Genomic DNA, 15,870 nt, shown 5'->3' on the forward strand with positions numbered 1-15,870 from the left:
TCGCCGAATCACCTGACAATAACCCCTCGCCGAATCGCCGTGAAGGCTGATGGCGCGCAAAAATATGGCCGGGCGAAAAGTCAATCGCCCGGCCTCAATATCTGGTAGTAATTTTAGCTTTGGTTAATAGCGGTAGTGTTCCGGCTTGAACGGACCCTGCGGCGTGACGCCGATATAGGCGGCCTGCTCACCCGACAATTCGGTCAGGCGGGCGCCGAGCTTGTCGAGATGCAGGCGCGCGACCTTTTCGTCGAGATGCTTGGGCAGGACATAGACCTGGTTCTCGTATTGGCCGGGCTTGGTGTAGAGCTCGATCTGGGCCAGCACCTGGTTGGTGAAGGATGCCGACATGACGAAGCTCGGGTGGCCGGTGGCGTTGCCGAGATTGAGCAGGCGCCCTTCCGACAAAAGGATCATCCGCTTGCCGTCCGCGAAGGTGATCATGTCGACCTGCGGCTTGACGTTGGTCCATTTCAAATTGCGCAGCGCGGCGACCTGGATCTCATTGTCGAAGTGGCCGATGTTGCCGACGATGACCATGTCCTTCATCGAGCGCATATGGTCGAGGGTGACGACATCCTTGTTGCCGGTGGTGGTGATGACGATGTCGGCGGTGGGGGCCGCATCTTCCAGCGTGACGACTTCAAAACCGTCCATCGCCGCCTGCAGGGCGCAGATCGGATCGACCTCGGTGACCTTGACGCGGGCGCCGGCGCCCTTGAGCGAGGCCGACGAGCCCTTGCCGACGTCGCCATAGCCGCACACGACAGCGACCTTGCCGGCCATCATCGTGTCGGTGCCGCGGCGGATGCCGTCGACCAGCGATTCCTTGCAGCCATATTTGTTGTCGAACTTCGACTTGGTGACCGAGTCGTTGACGTTGATGGCGGGGAAGGGCAGCAGGCCCTTCTTCTGCAGCTGGTAGAGCCGGTTGACGCCGGTGGTCGTCTCTTCGGTGACGCCGCGGATCGCCGCCTTCTGCTTGGTGAAGAAGCCGGGCGAAGCCTTCAGGCGCTTCTTGACCTGGGCGTAGAAGTATTCCTCTTCCTCGCTCTGCGGGTTGGACAGCACATCCTCGCCGGCCTCGGCGCGGGCGCCGATCAGGATGTACATGGTGGCGTCGCCGCCATCATCGAGGATCATGTTGGAGAGGCCGCCATCGGCCCACTGGAAGATCTTGTCGGTGTAGTCCCAATACTCCTCGAGCGACTCGCCCTTGACGGCGAACACCGGGATGCCGGCTTCGGCGATGGCCGCGGCCGCATGGTCCTGGGTCGAGAAGATGTTGCAGGAGGCCCAGCGGATATCGGCGCCCAGCTCCTTCAGCGTCTCGATCAGCACCGCCGTCTGGATCGTCATGTGCAGCGAGCCGGTGATGCGCGCGCCCTTGAGCGGCTGCTTGGGACCGAATTCCTCACGGCAGGCCATCAGGCCCGGCATTTCGGTTTCGGCGATATCGAGTTCCTTGCGGCCCCAGCCGGCAAGCGAGATGTCGGCGACCACATAGTCCTTGCTACCCGTCATGGCAGTACTCCGATGCGAATGATGTGCTTGCGAATTTGTTGCGGATGCGCCCGCGCCGGTCGGCGCGTCTAAGGGCGCGAATTGCCGGCCTGACTAGCAGATCGGAGCAAGGACGACAATGGGATATAAAGAAATCTTTATCCCTGCATGTCTCTCAGACACGCATCCGCGCTCTAACTGATCAGCATTCCTCGCCGAAGCGGGATGCCACCAGTTGCTCCAGCGCGTCGATGACCTGCCGGGCCTCCGGCCCGCTGGCGGTGACGCGGATCGAATAGCCGGGGCTTGCCGCCAGCATCATCAGGCCCATGATCGAAGTGCCGCCGACCTTGACGCCATCCTTCTCGACATGCACCGAGGCATCGAAGCCGCTGGCCAGCTGGACGAACTTCGCCGAAGCGCGGGCATGAAGGCCACGCTGGTTGATGATGGGAAAATCCCGGACTATCTGATCTTTTTCCGGGGACAGCGCGGTCATTTGCTGCTCAGGAGCTGGCTGGCGACATTGATGTATTTGCGGCCGGCAGCCTGCGCCTCATCGAGCGCCGCGGCCATATTGTCGCCCTTGCGGATCGAGGAGAGCTTGATCAGCATCGGCAGGTTCATGCCGGCGATCACCTCGGTGCGGCCGGACTCCATCACCGAGATGGCAAGATTGGAGGGCGTGCCGCCGAACATGTCGGTCAGCACGATGACGCCCGCCCCGGTATCGACACGGGCGACAGCGTCGACGATGTCGCGGCGACGCTGCTCCATATCATCGTCGGCACCGATCGCCACGGTTTCGAAATTGTCTTGTGGCCCGACGACATGTTCGACGGCATGTCGGAACTCGGTGGCCAGTTGACCGTGCGTTACAAGCACGAGTCCGATCATTCTTTGGTGGCTCCCGTCATCGCCGCTTCACAGGCGCATTTTATGCTCGCCAGCCAATCCAGGCGGCGGGAGCGCTATCTTGTCGACGCACGGCCCGTTGACAAGCCCAAAATTGCGCAGGCGCATGCCATTTTGACGCATTGCAGCAAAAAACCCGGAGCGGATCATAGAAAAGGCGCGATCGACAGCCGCGCCATCACGACCGGCAAGGCTGCAGCGACGTTGCGTTCGACCGCATCGATGCGCGGCGCCCGACAGCCGGCGATGCAGGTGTCGGCATCCTCCTGAAAGCGTGCCGTTTCACCGGCCGGCGTCAGGCGGACATGCAAATCGACGATGGCGGCGGGCTCGAACGGCACCGCTCGCGGCCCGAGCCCAGGCACCTCGACGAGGCCTTCTATGGTGGCGGGAGCGCGGCAGAGAAGCCGCCCGGCATGCGCCTCGACAAAGAGCTGATCGTCACCGACGAGCCGCGAGAACAGGCCGCGTTGGCGACAATGATCGATGAGCGCCAGCGCCAGCGTCGTCTTGCCCGAACCGGAGGCTCCGGTTACGAGAATGCCGCGCTCGCCGATCAAAACCATTGTCGCGTGAATGTTTTCAGGCTGCACGGCTGGACCAGGCATGGTGGGATTCATGCCCTCAACCTTCGGCCGGCAATGTCACCACGAAACGCGCGCCCTTGATCTCGCCGGGTTTGGTGCCGGGGATGTTCTCGGCGGTGAGCGTGCCGCCATGGGCCTCGACGATTTGCCTGGATATCGACAGGCCAAGGCCCGAATTCTGGCCGAATGCCTCGCCGGCCGGCCGATCCGTGTAGAAGCGTTCGAAGATGCGGTCGATGTTGTCGGCCCGGATGCCGGGGCCATTGTCGTCGACGGTGACGATGTTGAACTTGCCGGCACGCGCCAGCGACAGGCTGATGTGGCCATGATCTTCGGGAACGAAGGAACGGGCGTTCTCGATCAAATTGGTGATGACTTGGCCGATGCGCAGATCATGCCCGACGACGACATAGCCTTTGACGCCCTGCGGCAGTTTGGCGGCCTTGAACTCGATCTCGACCGCCTTCTTGTTGCGCGTCGCTTCGCGCGAAACGGCTACCAGATCGGTGATGAATTTCTTCAGGTCGACCGTCCCGGCATCTTCACGCGCGAGCTCCGCGTCCAGGCGCGAGGCGTCGGAAATATCGGTGATGAGCCGGTCCAGCCGCCTGACATCGTGCTGGATGATGTCCATCAGCCGGCCGCGCGAATCGTCGTTCTTGGCCAGCGGCAAGGTTTCCACCGCGCTACGCAGCGACGTCAGAGGGTTCTTCAGCTCGTGCGAGACATCGGCCGCGAAGCTTTCGATCGCCTCGATGCGGGCGTAGAGCGCGTTGGTCATGTCGCGTATGGCGATCGACAGATTGCCGATCTCGTCCTGACGGTCGGAAAAGTCGGGTATCTCCTCACGGCTCTTGACGCCGCGCCGCACCCGCACTGCCGCCGCCGACAGCCGGCGCAGCGGATTGGCGATGGTGGAGGCGAGCAGCATCGACAGGATGGCGGTGACAAGGGCCGCGATGCCGAAGACACGCAGGATCGCCTTGCGCTCGGCGGCGACGATCTTGTCGATGTCGCCGCCTTCGGTCGACAGCATCAGCACGCCCAGGACGGCACGAAAGCGCTGGATCGGCACCGCCACCGAAACGATCTGCTCGCCCTGCTCGCTGACGCGCACGATGGTCGACGGGCTGCCGGTGAGAGCCTTGACCACTTCGGGGAAAGCGGCGCCATTGCCGCCCGGCTGCTCGTGATAGACCGGCAGCTCGGTGTTGCGGAAGAAGTCGAAGACGAATTTCTGGATGCGCTCGACCAGATCGGGCTCTTCCTCCTCGACCGGCGGCAGGTCGTAGCGCAGAATCTGGCCACGCGAATAGAGGTGACGCGAATCGAGCAGCAGATTGGCGTCGCGGTCATAGATGCGGGCGCGGGTCCTGGTCGGCGAGATCAGCCTTCGCAGCACCGGGGCGACGCGCTCCGGGTTGATCGGGAAGTCGAGATTGTCGAGTTGGTCGGAGCCCGGCCCCAGGCTTTCGCCGGCCTGCAGTTCAAGCAGCTTTTCCGGGTCGATGCTGATCGAATCCGTCTCGACCGTCGCCGACGCGGCGATCGCACCGGCGATGATCTCGCCCTGGGTCATCAGGCTTTCGACGCGGGCGTCGATCAGTCCGTCTCGGAAGGTGTTGAGATAGAGGATGCCGGTCACCAGGACGGCGAGGCCGGCAAGGTTGAGGAACAGGATACGCCGCGTCAGGCTGGAAAAGATGTGATGGCCAAGGAAGCGGCGCATCGGCACCGTGATCTTCGACACGAAGGACGGCATGATCCGCGACGGCCGCCTGGAGGCGCCCGCCGGTCTTGTTCGCTGTGCTTCCACTGCCATCGAATAGCAGGCCCTGCTACTTATGCTTCGCGGAACCGGTATCCGACTCCGTAAAGGGTTTCGATCATCTCGAAGTCGTCGTCGACGGCCTTGAACTTCTTGCGCAGCCGCTTGATGTGGCTGTCGATGGTGCGATCGTCGACATAGACCTGTTCATCATAGGCCGAATCCATCAGCGCATCACGGCTTTTTACGACACCGGGACGCTGCGCCAGCGAATGCAGGATCAGGAACTCGGTGACGGTGAGCGTCACCGGCTCGCCTTTCCAGGTGCAGGTGTGGCGCTCCTGGTCCATGACGAGCTGGCCGCGCTCGAGCGAGCGGGCCTGCTGGCTTGGCGTCTTGGCGGCAGCCTCGCGGGCACTGGCGCGGCGCAGCACGGCGCGCACCCGCTCGACCAGCAGGCGCTGCGAGAAGGGTTTGCGGATGAAATCGTCGGCGCCCATCTTGAGGCCGAACAATTCATCGATCTCGTCGTCCTTGGAGGTCAGGAAGATCACCGGCAGGTCTGACTTCTGGCGCATCCGGCGCAGCAGTTCCATGCCGTCCATGCGCGGCATCTTGATGTCGAGGATGGCAAGGTTCGGCGGGCGTGCCGCCAGGCCTTCCAGCGCCGACGCACCATCCGTGTAGGTCTCGACGCGATACCCCTCGGATTCCAGGGCGATCGACACCGATGTCAGAATGTTGCGGTCGTCATCGACAAGCGCGATTGTTGCCATTTCAAGCGGCTCCCTCATGAGCTGTCCCTTCTTTCGTAGAGAAGGGGCTTTTGCAGGACAAATTAGGTACAAAATGTGGCATAGGCCTTGTCCGCTGTCACGCGCGGCATGCCGGCGGCCACAATCCTACCTCGACATGGATTGGACGAACGGACATCGCCAATCCTTTGGGCAACCGCGAAACTTTTTACACATATAAACGATTTAAACAACTTTCAAAATATTTAAATCGATTAATGATTTGATATCATTTGGCTTTTCTGGTTCTGACCATCTCAGCCCGCGTAGTGGGCGTGCTGGAAACGTGCCGGCAAAGATGCGGCAAATCCAAGAGGGACACTCGATGTCGGAAGTCGGCAAACGCAATTCCGCCTGCGCGATCGATCATATCGGCCTGAAAACCACCGGCGTGGTGCGCTATAATTTCGGTGCGGCTGCCCTTTATGAGGAATCGATCCGGCGAGGCGAGGCCCGCTTGACCGCCCATGGCGCGCTGGTCGCCGAGACCGGACAGCACACCGGCCGCTCGCCCAAGGACAAGTTCGTCGTCCGCGATGGCGCCACCGAACCACATGTCTGGTGGGACAACAACAAGGCGATCTCGCCGGCCCAGTTCGACACGCTGCTCGCCGATTTCCAGGCGCATGCCGCGGACAAGGATCTATACGTCCAGGATCTGGTCGGCGGCGCCGATGCGGAGTCGAGGCTGCCGACCAGGGTGATCACCGAATTTGCCTGGCACTCGCTGTTCATCCGCAATCTGCTGATCCGTCCCGGTGCCGCCGAACTCGAACAGTTCGTGCCTGAGATGACGATAATCGACCTGCCGTCCTTCCGCGCCGATCCCCTTCGTCACGGCAGCCGCACCGAAACGGTGATCGCCGTCGATCTTTCGCGCAAGATCGTGCTGATCGGCGGCACCTCCTATGCCGGCGAGATGAAGAAGTCGGTGTTCACCATGCTCAACTATCTGCTGCCGGCGAAAGGCGTGATGCCGATGCATTGCTCGGCCAATGAGGGTGCGGCCGGCGACGCCGCGATCTTCTTCGGCCTGTCGGGCACCGGCAAGACGACGCTCTCGGCCGATCCCTCGCGCACGTTGATCGGCGACGACGAGCATGGCTGGGGACCGCACGGCATCTTCAATTTCGAAGGCGGCTGCTACGCCAAGACGATCAAGCTGTCGGCGGAAGCCGAGCCGGAAATCTTCGCCACCACGCAGCGCTTCGGCACGGTGCTGGAAAATGTCGTGCTCGACGCTGATGGCGTGCCGGATTTCAACGACGGAAGACTGACCGAGAACACACGCTGCGCCTACCCGCTGGACTTCATCCCCAATGCCAGCAAGACCGGCCGCGCCAACCATCCCAACAACATCATCATGCTGACCGCCGATGCGTTCGGCGTGATGCCGCCGATCGCGCGGCTGACCCCGGCGCAGGCGATGTATCATTTCCTGTCCGGCTACACCGCCAAGGTGGCCGGAACCGAAAAGGGCGTGACCGAGCCCGAAGCGACGTTTTCGACCTGTTTCGGTGCGCCGTTCATGCCGCGCCACCCTTCCGAATACGGCAATCTGCTGCGCGAGCTGATTGCCCGCCACGGCGCCGATTGCTGGCTGGTCAATACCGGCTGGACCGGCGGCGCCTACGGCACCGGCAAGCGCATGCCGATCAAGGCGACGCGCGCCTTGCTTGCAGCCGCACTTGACGGCTCGCTGAAGACGGCCGCGTTCCGCACCGACCCTCATTTCGGTTTCGAGGTGCCGGTGGCTGTGCCGGGCATCGATAGCGCCATTCTCGACCCGATGATTCTGGACCCCCGGGCGACCTGGGCCGACAAGGCCGGCTATGACCGGCAGGCGGCAAGGCTGGTCGGCATGTTCGCCGTCAATTTCGAGAAATTCGAAAGCCATGTCGACGCCGTGGTGCGGGGTGCGGCGCCGCGCATGCAGGAAGCGGCGGAGTAATCGCGCCACGGGGCTCAGCTTTCGTTGAAAGGCCCGGCTTCGATCGGGCCTTTTCTTTTTCGATCCGCCGCGCCATGACTGCGGCATGGCGAGCGACGACAACATCATCATATCAGGCGATGCGGTGATCCATCCGGGCGACCTGCACGAGGATTTCATCCGCTCGTCCGGTCCCGGCGGCCAGAACGTCAACAAGGTGGCGACGGCGGTGCAACTGCGCTTCGACGCCGCCAACGCAGCGGGTCTGTCGGAACGCGTGCGCGAGCGGACGATCAAGCTTGCCGGCCAACGTGCCACCAAGGACGGTGTCATCGTCATCGAAGCGGGCCGCTTCCGCACCCAGGAACAGAACCGGGCGGATGCGCGGGCACGGCTGACGGCATTGGTCGCCAAGGCCGCCGAACCGCCGCCGCCGCCGCGCAAGAAGACACGGCCATCGAAGGGCGCCGTGGAGCGGCGGCTGAAGAGCAAGGCCGGGCGCGGCACGATCAAGAAACTGCGCGGCCGAGTGGAGAACGATTAAGCACCGCGAAGCTGCAACGCGCGGGTGGCTTCCAATTCTGGGTTGCAGATGGCAAGCTGCGATCACCCACCACAGCAATGGAGACCAACGATGGGCATGTTCGATTTCGTCAAGAGCGTCGGCAAGAAACTGGGCATCGGCGGTGACGACGAAGCCGCCCCCACGGCCGACACACTCAAGAAGGAGCTCGATTCGCACAAGCTCGGCACCGATGGCGTCGAGGTCGTCGTCACGGGCGATACAGCGGTGCTGAAGGGCGTGGTCAAGGACCAGTCAATCTTCGAAAAGGCGGTCATAGCCGTCGGCAACACGCTCGGCGTCTCCAAGGTGCAGGCTGACGAATTGCAGGTCGCGCCAGCACCTGGCACGGCCGCCGCCCCCGCCAAGGAGCCCACCTTCTACACCGTGAAGAAGGGCGACAATCTCTGGAAGATCGCCGAGAAAAGCTACGGCAAGGGCCAAGGCGTCAAGAACACGGTTATCTTCGAGGCCAACAAGCCAATGCTGACCCATCCCGACAAGATCTATCCGGGCCAGGTGCTGCGCATCCCCGACCTCGCCTGATCGGCGACTGCCAATTCAACAAGAGCGGCGGCTTTCGGGTCGCCGTTTTCTTTTGGTCGTGGCATTTTACGGTTTCGAACCATTCAAGAGGTGACCGAACCCGTGCTCGTCCTGCCCAAAGGCGTCCGCCACATGCCGGCCTACCTGTCACGCACCGTGCAGGAAGCGCTGGTCGAGGAGGTGAGAAGCATCGTCCAGCAGGCGCCGCTGTACGTGCCGGCGATGCCGCGCACCGGCAAGGAGATGAGCGTGCGCATGACCAATTGCGGGCCGCTGGGCTGGGTCACCGACAAGGAACAGGGCTATCGTTACCAGCCGGCGCACCCGGTGACCGGAGCGCCATGGCCGCCAATCCCGGATGCGCTGCTCGAGCTGTGGCGCGAAGTCTCGGCCTATCCGCACCCGCCGGAAGCATGCCTCATCAATTTCTACACGGCGGATGCGAAGATGGGCCTGCATCAGGACCGCGATGAGACCGATTTTTCGGCGCCGGTCGTCTCCGTCTCGCTCGGCGACGACTGCCTGTTCCGGGTTGGCCAGACCACGCGTGATGGCGCCACCAAGTCGTTCAGGCTGCAAAGCGGTGACGTCGTGGTGCTCGGCGGCGAGGGGCGGCTGTGCTTTCACGGCGTCGATCGGATCTATCCCTCGACCTCGGCACTGCTGAAAAACGGTGGGCGGATCAATCTGACATTGCGACGGGTGACGAAGCCGGCCGTCACAGCTTCCTGAGCGCCACTTCCTCGATGAGGTGATCGGCGCCCTTGCGCAGGATCAAGTCGGCGCGGGCCCGCGTCGGCAGGATGTTCTCGCGCAGATTCTTCAAATTGATGTTGGTCCACAGGCCTTCGGCGATGGCGCGCGCCGAACCCTCCGACAGCTGCGAATAGCGGTGAAAGAAGGAGTCCGGGTTGCGGAAGGCGGTCTCACGCAGCCGCATGAAGCGGGAAATGTACCAGTTGTGGATCAGCTTCTCGTCGGCATCGATGTAGATGGCGAAGTCGAAGAAGTCCGACAGGAAAGGCACGATCTTGCCGTCCTGCGGCAGCTTGCCGGGCTGCAGGACATTGATGCCTTCGAAGATCAATATGTCGGGCCGGTCGATGGTGACGAACTCGCCGGGAATGACGTCATAGGTCAGGTGCGAATAGACCGGTGCTCGGACATCGGGCAGCGCCGACTTGATGCCCGACAGGAAGCGCAGCAGCGCACCGACATCGTAGCTGTCGGGAAAACCCTTGCGCTCCATCAGGTTCTCGCGCCGCAGCACCTCGTTGGGCAGCAAAAAACCGTCGGTGGTGATGAGATCCACCTTGGGGCTCGACGGCCAGCGCGCCAGCAGCTCCTTCAGCACGCGTGCGGTGGTCGATTTGCCGACCGCGACCGAACCGGCAATGCCGATGATGAAGGGCGTCTTGACCACGTCGACCGCGTTGAAGAAGGCCTGGCGTTGCCGAAACAGCAGCTGGCTCGCTTCGACATGTGCCGACAACAGCCGCGACAGCGACAGATAGATGCGCGTGACCTCTTCGAGGTCGACCGGATCGTTGAGCGAGCGCAGGCGGCGGAATTCGTCCGCGCTCAGCGTCAGCGGCGTGTCGGCACGGAATTGCGACCATTGATCGGCGGAGAAGAAACGAAAGGGGGAATATTTCTCGGTTGGCGCGAGCTGATCCATCGAGATACCTGCCCTCCTCGCGGTCAGCCCTTGGGCCGTGACGCCTTCTCGGCGATGCCCGAACGCCGGGTGCGGCCTTCGAGTTCCCTAAGCACGTCGCTCAGCGGTACCCCGGAGAGGCCGAGAACGACGAGCCAATGATATATAAGATCGGCGCTTTCTGAAACGATGGCCGGTTTGTCGCCCCTGACGGCGGCAATCACCGTCTCGACGGCCTCCTCGCCGAGCTTCTGCGCCGCCTTGTCGATGCCGCGCGCGAACAATTTTGCCGTCCACGAGTCCGGGTCGCCGGAATGGGCGCGTTCCCCAACGATTTTTTCCAGATCGGAAAGCGAAAACTCGGTCATGGCCGCCGTTTAAGACCGATTGCCGAGTGAGTCCAGTCGCATCGGCAGCCCTGCGGCGGCCATATGCGCCTTGGCCTGCGCTATCGTGTAGGTGCCGAAATGGAAGATGGACGCCGCCAGCACCGCGCCGGCATGGCCGTCGCGAATGCCTTCGACCATGTGGTCGAGCGTGCCGACGCCGCCGGAAGCGATGACCGGCGCGCGCACGGCGTCTGATATCGCGCGGGTCAGCGCGATGTCGTAGCCGGCCTTGGTGCCGTCGCGATCCATCGAGGTCAGCAGGATCTCGCCAGCGCCGCGATCGACCATTTTCCGGGCGAACTCGACCGCATCGATGCCGGTCTTTTCGCGCCCGCCATGGGTGAAGATCTCCCAGCGGTCGGCCTCACTGGTGCCCGACACCTTCTTGGCGTCGATGGCGACGACGATGCACTGGTTGCCGAACTTGTCGGCCGCCTCGGCGACGAAATCCGGGTTCTTCACCGCGGCCGTGTTGATCGACACCTTGTCGGCGCCGGCCAGCAGCAGCTTCCTGATATCGGCGACCTGGCGCACGCCGCCCCCGACGGTCAGCGGCATGAAGCATTGTTCGGCGGTACGTGCGATGACGTCGAAGATGGTCTCGCGATTGTCCGACGAAGCCGTGATGTCGAGAAAGCAAAGCTCGTCGGCGCCGGCCGCGTCATAGGCCTTGGCTGCCTCGACCGGATCGCCAGCGTCGATGAGATCGACGAAGTTGACGCCCTTGACGACGCGGCCGTTCTTGACGTCGAGACAGGGGATGACACGGGCTTTCAGCATCAGCGGCCCTCTATCGTGGCGATGAGATCGTTCAGCAACTGGCCGACCAGCGGCGGAACATCGGCCTGGGCGTCGAAGGCCGGGTCGTAGGCGGAGACGGTGATGCCGACGATCGGCACCGCCAGCGCCATGGCGCAAGTGGCGTCGCGCAGCTGTTCCGGGCTCGGGCCGCCCGAAGTGATATAGCGGTTGGCCTGCAGCTCCCGGGGATCGTGCACGTCCATGTCGAGATGCATGTGCACGCGTCTGGCGCCGGCGATCTTCAGTCTTTCGGTCGCCTGGGCCACCCCGGAGCATTCCGTCCGCACGATCGGCAATGTCTCGAGAAGCTGTTTTTCCGCCGGATCGAGATCGCGCGCGTTGATGAGCACGCAACGCGACGGATCGATCGGCTTGAAGCCGGGAATGACTGATGCCATCGGCCGCCAGCATAGACCAAGCACGGTCGCCAGCGCCATGCCGTCGAGAAAGCCGTAGACAGATGTCTCGGGCGTGTTGAGGTCGCCATGCTGGTCGGCCCAGATGATCGCATCGGCGTCCTCGCCGGCGACCGCGCCGGCACTGGTCAGGCAGTTTCCGGCAAGGACGATGGGAAACCGACCGGCGTCACGGGCAAGGCGAACCTCGGTCGCAACCGCGTTGCAGACGGCAAAGCCGGTGGCGATTTCGCGCTCCTGGATGTCTCCGACCCTGCCGATGTCTTCCACCGTAACGTCATGGCCGGCCATGGTCAGGGCGTCGACGAGCCCACCTGAGACCAGCGCGTCCGGCCCCTGGCCCATGCCGCCATGGTAATGGCCGCTGTCATAGGAGGCCAGGATGATGGAGATTTTCACGTCCGCGTCTCCACCCTGCCCTTCAGGATCGCCAGGGCCTCGGCCGGATCGATGCGGCCGTCATAGAGCGCGCGCCCGGAGATCGCGCCTTCGAGCTTTTGCGCATCGGGCATGGTCATGCGCACGATATCGGCGATCGAGGCGAGGCCGCCCGAAGCGATGACGGGGATCGACACGGCGTCGGCGAGGTCGATGGTGGCGTCCCAGTTGATGCCGGTCAAAACGCCGTCGCGGTCGATGTCGGTGTAGATGATGGCGGCGACGCCGGCGCCCTCGAATTTCCTGGCCAGTTCGATGACGCCGAGGCTCGACGCCTCGGCCCAGCCCTCGACGGCCACCTTGCCGCCCTTGGCGTCGATACCGACGGCGACCTTGCCCGGGAATGCCTTGCAGGCCTGCTTGACCAGATCGGGATCGCGCACCGCCACCGTGCCGAGGATGACGCGGGCCAGCCCGCGATCGAGCCAGTCCTCGATCTGCGCCAGCGTGCGGATGCCGCCGCCGAGCTGGACCGGGTTTTTCGTCGCCTTGAGGATGGCGCCGACCGCCGCGCCGTTGACGCTCTGGCCCTGGAAGGCGCCGTTGAGGTCGACGACATGCAGCCATTCGAAGCCCTGTTGCTCGAAAGCCTTGGCCTGGGCCGCCGGGTCGTCATTGTAGATGGTGGCGGTGGCCATGTCGCCGTGCTTGAGGCGCACGCATTGGCCGTCCTTGAGGTCGATGGCGGGGAAAAGGATCATACGTTCAGGCGCCTTCAACGATGACGAAATGGCCTGATGAGGCGGCAAGTCGGAATTTCGAGGCATGCTGATATTCCGGCGAATGATAGCATTCCACCGCCTTGTCGTAAGATTCGAACTCCACCAGGACATGACGATTGCCGGTTGGTCCTTCGGGATTCTCATAGCGCCCGGCGCGCACGGGGAATTTCGCACCGTATTTGGCAAAGGCGACGGCGTTCGCCTCGATGTACTGCTTGTAAATTTCGGGATCGCGAACATCGATCATCGCCATCCAGTAGCCCTTCTTGCTCATGGGTTTTCAGGGCCTCCAGCGCAGGAAATTGGTGATCAGCGCCAGGCCCAGTGCCTGGCTCTTTTCGGGGTGGAATTGCGTGCCGACGAGATTGTCGCGGGCGACGGCCGCCGTCACCGGGCCGCCATAGTCGGCGACCGCCAGGACTTCGTCCGGCTTACGTGCGTCGAGATGGTAGGAATGCACGAAATAGGCGTGCAGCCCGCTTGCGCCGGTCGGAATGCCGGCAAACAGCGGATGCTGGCGCTTGAGCTCGATCGTGTTCCAGCCGATCTGCGGGATTTTCAGCGCCGGATCGGCCGGCGTGATCTCCTTGACGTCGCCCGATATCCAGCCGAAGCCGTTGGTAATTGTCTTTTCCAGGCCGCGCTCGGACATCAGCTGCATGCCGACGCAGATGCCGAGGAACGGCCGACCCTTGGAGATGGCCACCTCCTCGACCGCTTCCCACATGCCTTCGACGGCATGCAAGCCGGCCGCGCAGTCGGCATAGGCGCCAACACCGGGCAGCACGATGCGGTCGGCGGTGCGGACCCGTTCGGCATCCGATGTCAGGTCGATCTCCGCCGATATGCCGGCTTCGCGCGCGGCGCGCTCGAAAGCCTTGGTGGCCGAGCGCAAATTGCCCGAGCCGTAGTCGATGATCGCAACCCGCATGTCAGCTTCTTCCTGGAATGTGGGTGAGCCCCAGCGCCATGCCCGGCTGCGCTGGCCGTGCCAGGGCAGCATCGGGGACCATGCGCGGCGCCGGCACAACCTCATCGGCAAGCGCTTCCGCTTCCAGCGCATAGCGCGTGTCGGCATCGTCGAGCCACCCGGCTTCGACCGCGCCCCATTCGTGCCAACCGCGCCGGCGAAGTGCCGCGATGCGCAGGCCTTGCCCTTCCAGTCCGACATAGAGCGAAACCAGCAGCGACAGCAGCGACCCGGCCAGACCAAGGCCGAGCTTCTGGCCCAGCATCGAAAGCAGGCCCATGACGACGAAGGCAAGCGCTGCCTCGATCCACAGCCTATGCCAGGCGAACCATAGCGGCGGCACCAGGAGGCCCAGCCAGGTGAAGCCATCGCGGACAAAGGCCGTGGCATCGGCCTTCTCGCTGCGGCCTGGCGGTTCCATCACGACATAGGTGGCCATGGCCTTATCCCTTCAACGATCCCTTGGTGGAGGGAACCGCATCCGGCTGGCGCGGATCGCGTTGGAGAGCCGCGCGCAGCGCGCGCGCCACCGCCTTGAAGCAGGTCTCGGCGATGTGATGGTTGTTGGCGCCATAGTGATTGATGACATGCAGCGTGATGCCGGCATTCTGCGCCAGCGCCTGGAAGAACTCGCGCACCAGCTCGGTGTCGAAAGTACCGATCTTCGGCGACGAGAAGGAAACGTTCCAGGCCAGGAAGGGACGGCCGGACACGTCGATCGCTGCGCGCGTCAGCGTCTCGTCCATGGCAAGGTCGATCGAGGCATAGCGCATGATGCCGCGCCGCTCGCCCAGTGCCTTGGCCAGCGCCTGGCCGAGCGCGATGCCGGTGTCCTCGACCGTGTGGTGATCGTCGATATGCAGGTCGCCCTTGGCCCTGACCGTCATGTCGATCAGGGAATGGCGCGACAGCTGGTCCAGCATATGGTCGAAAAAGCCGACCCCGGTGGCGATATCCGACTTGCCGGAGCCGTCGACATGGACCGACACGGAGATGTCGGTTTCCTTGGTCTTGCGGCTCGCTTCGGCGGAACGGGGCGGCATCACTCTATCCTTGTCCCAGAGGTTCACATCGTGACCGGCTCAGAGGCTTCAAGCGCTCGCAGGCTTGAAAACGAAAGCCTTCTAGCAGCATGATCCGGCGATTGCCAGTTGCCTCTGACAGCGGTATCGGCCTTGCCAGAGAGCGATTTGCAATCACCGGCCCCATGCATACATATGGCCGATCAAAGTTACTCGTACCGCGCCGATCGCCTTATCGGGATGGCGCTGCTCGGAGCCAGGAAATGTCCGATAATCTGACCATGCACGCCACGACCATCGTGACTGTGCGCAAAGGCAACAAGGTGGTGATCGCCGGCGACGGCCAGGTCAGCCTTGGCCAGACCATCATGAAGGGCAACGCCAAGAAGGTGCGCCGCATCGGCAAGGGCGGCAATGTGATCGCCGGTTTCGCCGGCGCCACCGCCGACGCCTTCACGCTTCTGGAGCGGCTCGAGGCCAAGCTCGAACAATATCCCGACCAGCTGACGCGCGCCTGCGTCGAGCTCGCCAAGGACTGGCGCACCGACCGCTATCTGCGCCGGCTGGAAGCGATGATGCTGGTGGCAGACAAGTCGGTGTCGCTGGCGCTGACCGGCACAGGCGACGTGCTTGAGCCCGAATTTGGCGTCATGGCCATAGGTTCGGGCGGCAATTATGCGCTGGCGGCGGCGCGCGCGCTGATGGACAGCGACAAGGATGCCGAGGAGATCGCCCGCAAGGCGATGCAGATCGCGTCCGACATCTGCGTCTACACCAACAACAATTTCGTCGTCGAAACGCTCGATGCCGCCTGAGAAGGCCGGCCATGAACCCGAACCGCGGGACCGCA

General features: G+C 63.3%; 20 protein-coding genes. 5 read left to right on the plus strand and 15 right to left on the minus strand.

The genetic code is table 11. From position 1 onward, the window contains the following. Positions 1-123 precede the first annotated feature (123 nt). The 6 genes from ahcY to MESCI2_RS0131530 form a co-directional block, all read right to left on the minus strand. Positions 124-1,524 carry an adenosylhomocysteinase gene (gene ahcY, locus MESCI2_RS0131500; RefSeq protein ID WP_027039962.1) on the minus strand — a complete coding sequence of 467 codons (1,401 nt, stop codon included), beginning with the start codon at positions 1,522-1,524 and terminating at the stop codon, positions 124-126. A gap of 181 nt (positions 1,525-1,705) precedes the next feature. Further along, on the minus strand, positions 1,706-2,002 hold the full coding sequence (locus MESCI2_RS0131505; RefSeq protein ID WP_027039963.1) for an HPr family phosphocarrier protein: 297 nt from the start codon (positions 2,000-2,002) through the stop codon (positions 1,706-1,708). Beyond that, positions 1,999-2,400 (minus strand): PTS sugar transporter subunit IIA, encoded by a 402-nt coding sequence (locus MESCI2_RS0131510; RefSeq protein ID WP_010912939.1) that lies wholly within the window; start codon positions 2,398-2,400, stop codon positions 1,999-2,001. Before MESCI2_RS0131510 ends, MESCI2_RS0131505 begins: the two co-directional genes overlap by 4 nt. 164 nt (positions 2,401-2,564) lie before the next feature. Beyond that, entirely contained in the window at positions 2,565-3,026 is a 462-nt protein-coding gene (locus tag MESCI2_RS0131520; protein ID WP_027039964.1) for an HPr kinase/phosphorylase, read from the minus strand. 16 nt (positions 3,027-3,042) lie between these two features. After that, positions 3,043-4,827 carry a sensor histidine kinase gene (locus MESCI2_RS0131525; RefSeq protein ID WP_013528336.1) on the minus strand — a complete coding sequence of 595 codons (1,785 nt, stop codon included), beginning with the start codon at positions 4,825-4,827 and terminating at the stop codon, positions 3,043-3,045. A gap of 20 nt (positions 4,828-4,847) precedes the next feature. After that, entirely contained in the window at positions 4,848-5,549 is a 702-nt protein-coding gene (locus tag MESCI2_RS0131530) for a response regulator transcription factor (RefSeq protein ID WP_013528337.1), read from the minus strand. Between the two features lie 343 nt (positions 5,550-5,892). Here MESCI2_RS0131530 and MESCI2_RS0131535 point away from each other — a divergent pair, with 343 nt between their 5' ends. The 4 genes from MESCI2_RS0131535 (at position 5,893) to MESCI2_RS0131550 (ending at position 9,337) form a co-directional block, all read left to right on the plus strand. Further along, positions 5,893-7,518, plus strand: a complete 1,626-nt coding sequence (locus tag MESCI2_RS0131535; RefSeq protein ID WP_027039965.1) for a phosphoenolpyruvate carboxykinase — start codon at positions 5,893-5,895, stop codon at positions 7,516-7,518. An 85-nt stretch (positions 7,519-7,603) separates the two neighbouring features. Further along, positions 7,604-8,041, plus strand: coding sequence for an alternative ribosome rescue aminoacyl-tRNA hydrolase ArfB (gene arfB, locus MESCI2_RS0131540; RefSeq protein ID WP_027039966.1), 438 nt, complete (start codon positions 7,604-7,606; stop codon positions 8,039-8,041). A gap of 90 nt (positions 8,042-8,131) precedes the next feature. Then, positions 8,132-8,605: a peptidoglycan-binding protein LysM gene (gene lysM / locus MESCI2_RS0131545; RefSeq protein ID WP_027039967.1), complete on the plus strand. Its 474-nt coding sequence runs from the start codon at positions 8,132-8,134 to the stop codon at positions 8,603-8,605. Between the two features lie 102 nt (positions 8,606-8,707). Next, entirely contained in the window at positions 8,708-9,337 is a 630-nt protein-coding gene (locus tag MESCI2_RS0131550; protein ID WP_027039968.1) for an alpha-ketoglutarate-dependent dioxygenase AlkB family protein, read from the plus strand. Here MESCI2_RS0131550 and coaA read toward each other — a convergent pair. Genes coaA through hisB form a run of 9 tightly spaced genes read right to left on the minus strand, consistent with a single transcriptional unit; the run spans position 9,324 to position 15,041 of the window. After that, positions 9,324-10,283: a type I pantothenate kinase gene (gene coaA, locus MESCI2_RS0131555; RefSeq protein WP_027039969.1), complete on the minus strand. Its 960-nt coding sequence runs from the start codon at positions 10,281-10,283 to the stop codon at positions 9,324-9,326. The two genes, MESCI2_RS0131550 and coaA, sit on opposite strands and share 14 nt — an antisense overlap. A gap of 23 nt (positions 10,284-10,306) precedes the next feature. After that, positions 10,307-10,630: a phosphoribosyl-ATP diphosphatase gene (locus tag MESCI2_RS0131560; protein ID WP_027039970.1), complete on the minus strand. Its 324-nt coding sequence runs from the start codon at positions 10,628-10,630 to the stop codon at positions 10,307-10,309. Positions 10,631-10,639: 9 nt separating this feature from the next. Next, positions 10,640-11,434 carry an imidazole glycerol phosphate synthase subunit HisF gene (gene hisF, locus MESCI2_RS0131565; RefSeq protein ID WP_027039971.1) on the minus strand — a complete coding sequence of 265 codons (795 nt, stop codon included), beginning with the start codon at positions 11,432-11,434 and terminating at the stop codon, positions 10,640-10,642. Then, positions 11,431-12,267, minus strand: coding sequence for an arginase family protein (locus tag MESCI2_RS0131570; protein ID WP_027039972.1), 837 nt, complete (start codon positions 12,265-12,267; stop codon positions 11,431-11,433). Before MESCI2_RS0131570 ends, hisF begins: the two co-directional genes overlap by 4 nt. Beyond that, the gene (hisA, locus tag MESCI2_RS0131575; RefSeq protein ID WP_027039973.1) at positions 12,264-13,007 is read right to left on the minus strand and encodes a 1-(5-phosphoribosyl)-5-[(5-phosphoribosylamino)methylideneamino]imidazole-4-carboxamide isomerase; all 744 of its coding nucleotides are present in this window, start codon (positions 13,005-13,007) and stop codon (positions 12,264-12,266) included. The genes MESCI2_RS0131570 and hisA overlap by 4 nt, the downstream gene beginning before the upstream one ends. A 4-nt stretch (positions 13,008-13,011) precedes the next feature. After that, positions 13,012-13,302 (minus strand): DUF1330 domain-containing protein, encoded by a 291-nt coding sequence (locus MESCI2_RS0131580; RefSeq protein WP_027039974.1) that lies wholly within the window; start codon positions 13,300-13,302, stop codon positions 13,012-13,014. Between the two features lie 6 nt (positions 13,303-13,308). Further along, a complete protein-coding gene (gene hisH, locus MESCI2_RS0131585; RefSeq protein WP_027039975.1) occupies positions 13,309-13,959 on the minus strand; it encodes an imidazole glycerol phosphate synthase subunit HisH in 651 nt (216 codons plus the stop codon). A gap of 1 nt (position 13,960) precedes the next feature. Beyond that, entirely contained in the window at positions 13,961-14,437 is a 477-nt protein-coding gene (locus tag MESCI2_RS0131590) for a DUF2628 domain-containing protein (protein WP_027039976.1), read from the minus strand. Positions 14,438-14,441: 4 nt separating this feature from the next. Then, positions 14,442-15,041, minus strand: coding sequence for an imidazoleglycerol-phosphate dehydratase HisB (gene hisB, locus MESCI2_RS0131595; protein WP_027039977.1), 600 nt, complete (start codon positions 15,039-15,041; stop codon positions 14,442-14,444). A 242-nt stretch (positions 15,042-15,283) separates the two neighbouring features. On the opposite strand from hisB, the gene hslV reads away from it, so the two are divergent. After that, positions 15,284-15,835, plus strand: coding sequence for an ATP-dependent protease subunit HslV (gene hslV / locus MESCI2_RS0131600; protein WP_027039978.1), 552 nt, complete (start codon positions 15,284-15,286; stop codon positions 15,833-15,835). Positions 15,836-15,870: the final 35 nt, after the last annotated feature.

It is taken from the genome of Mesorhizobium ciceri WSM4083, assembly GCF_000519305.1.
Taxonomy (GTDB): Bacteria; Pseudomonadota; Alphaproteobacteria; order Rhizobiales; family Rhizobiaceae; genus Mesorhizobium; species Mesorhizobium ciceri_B.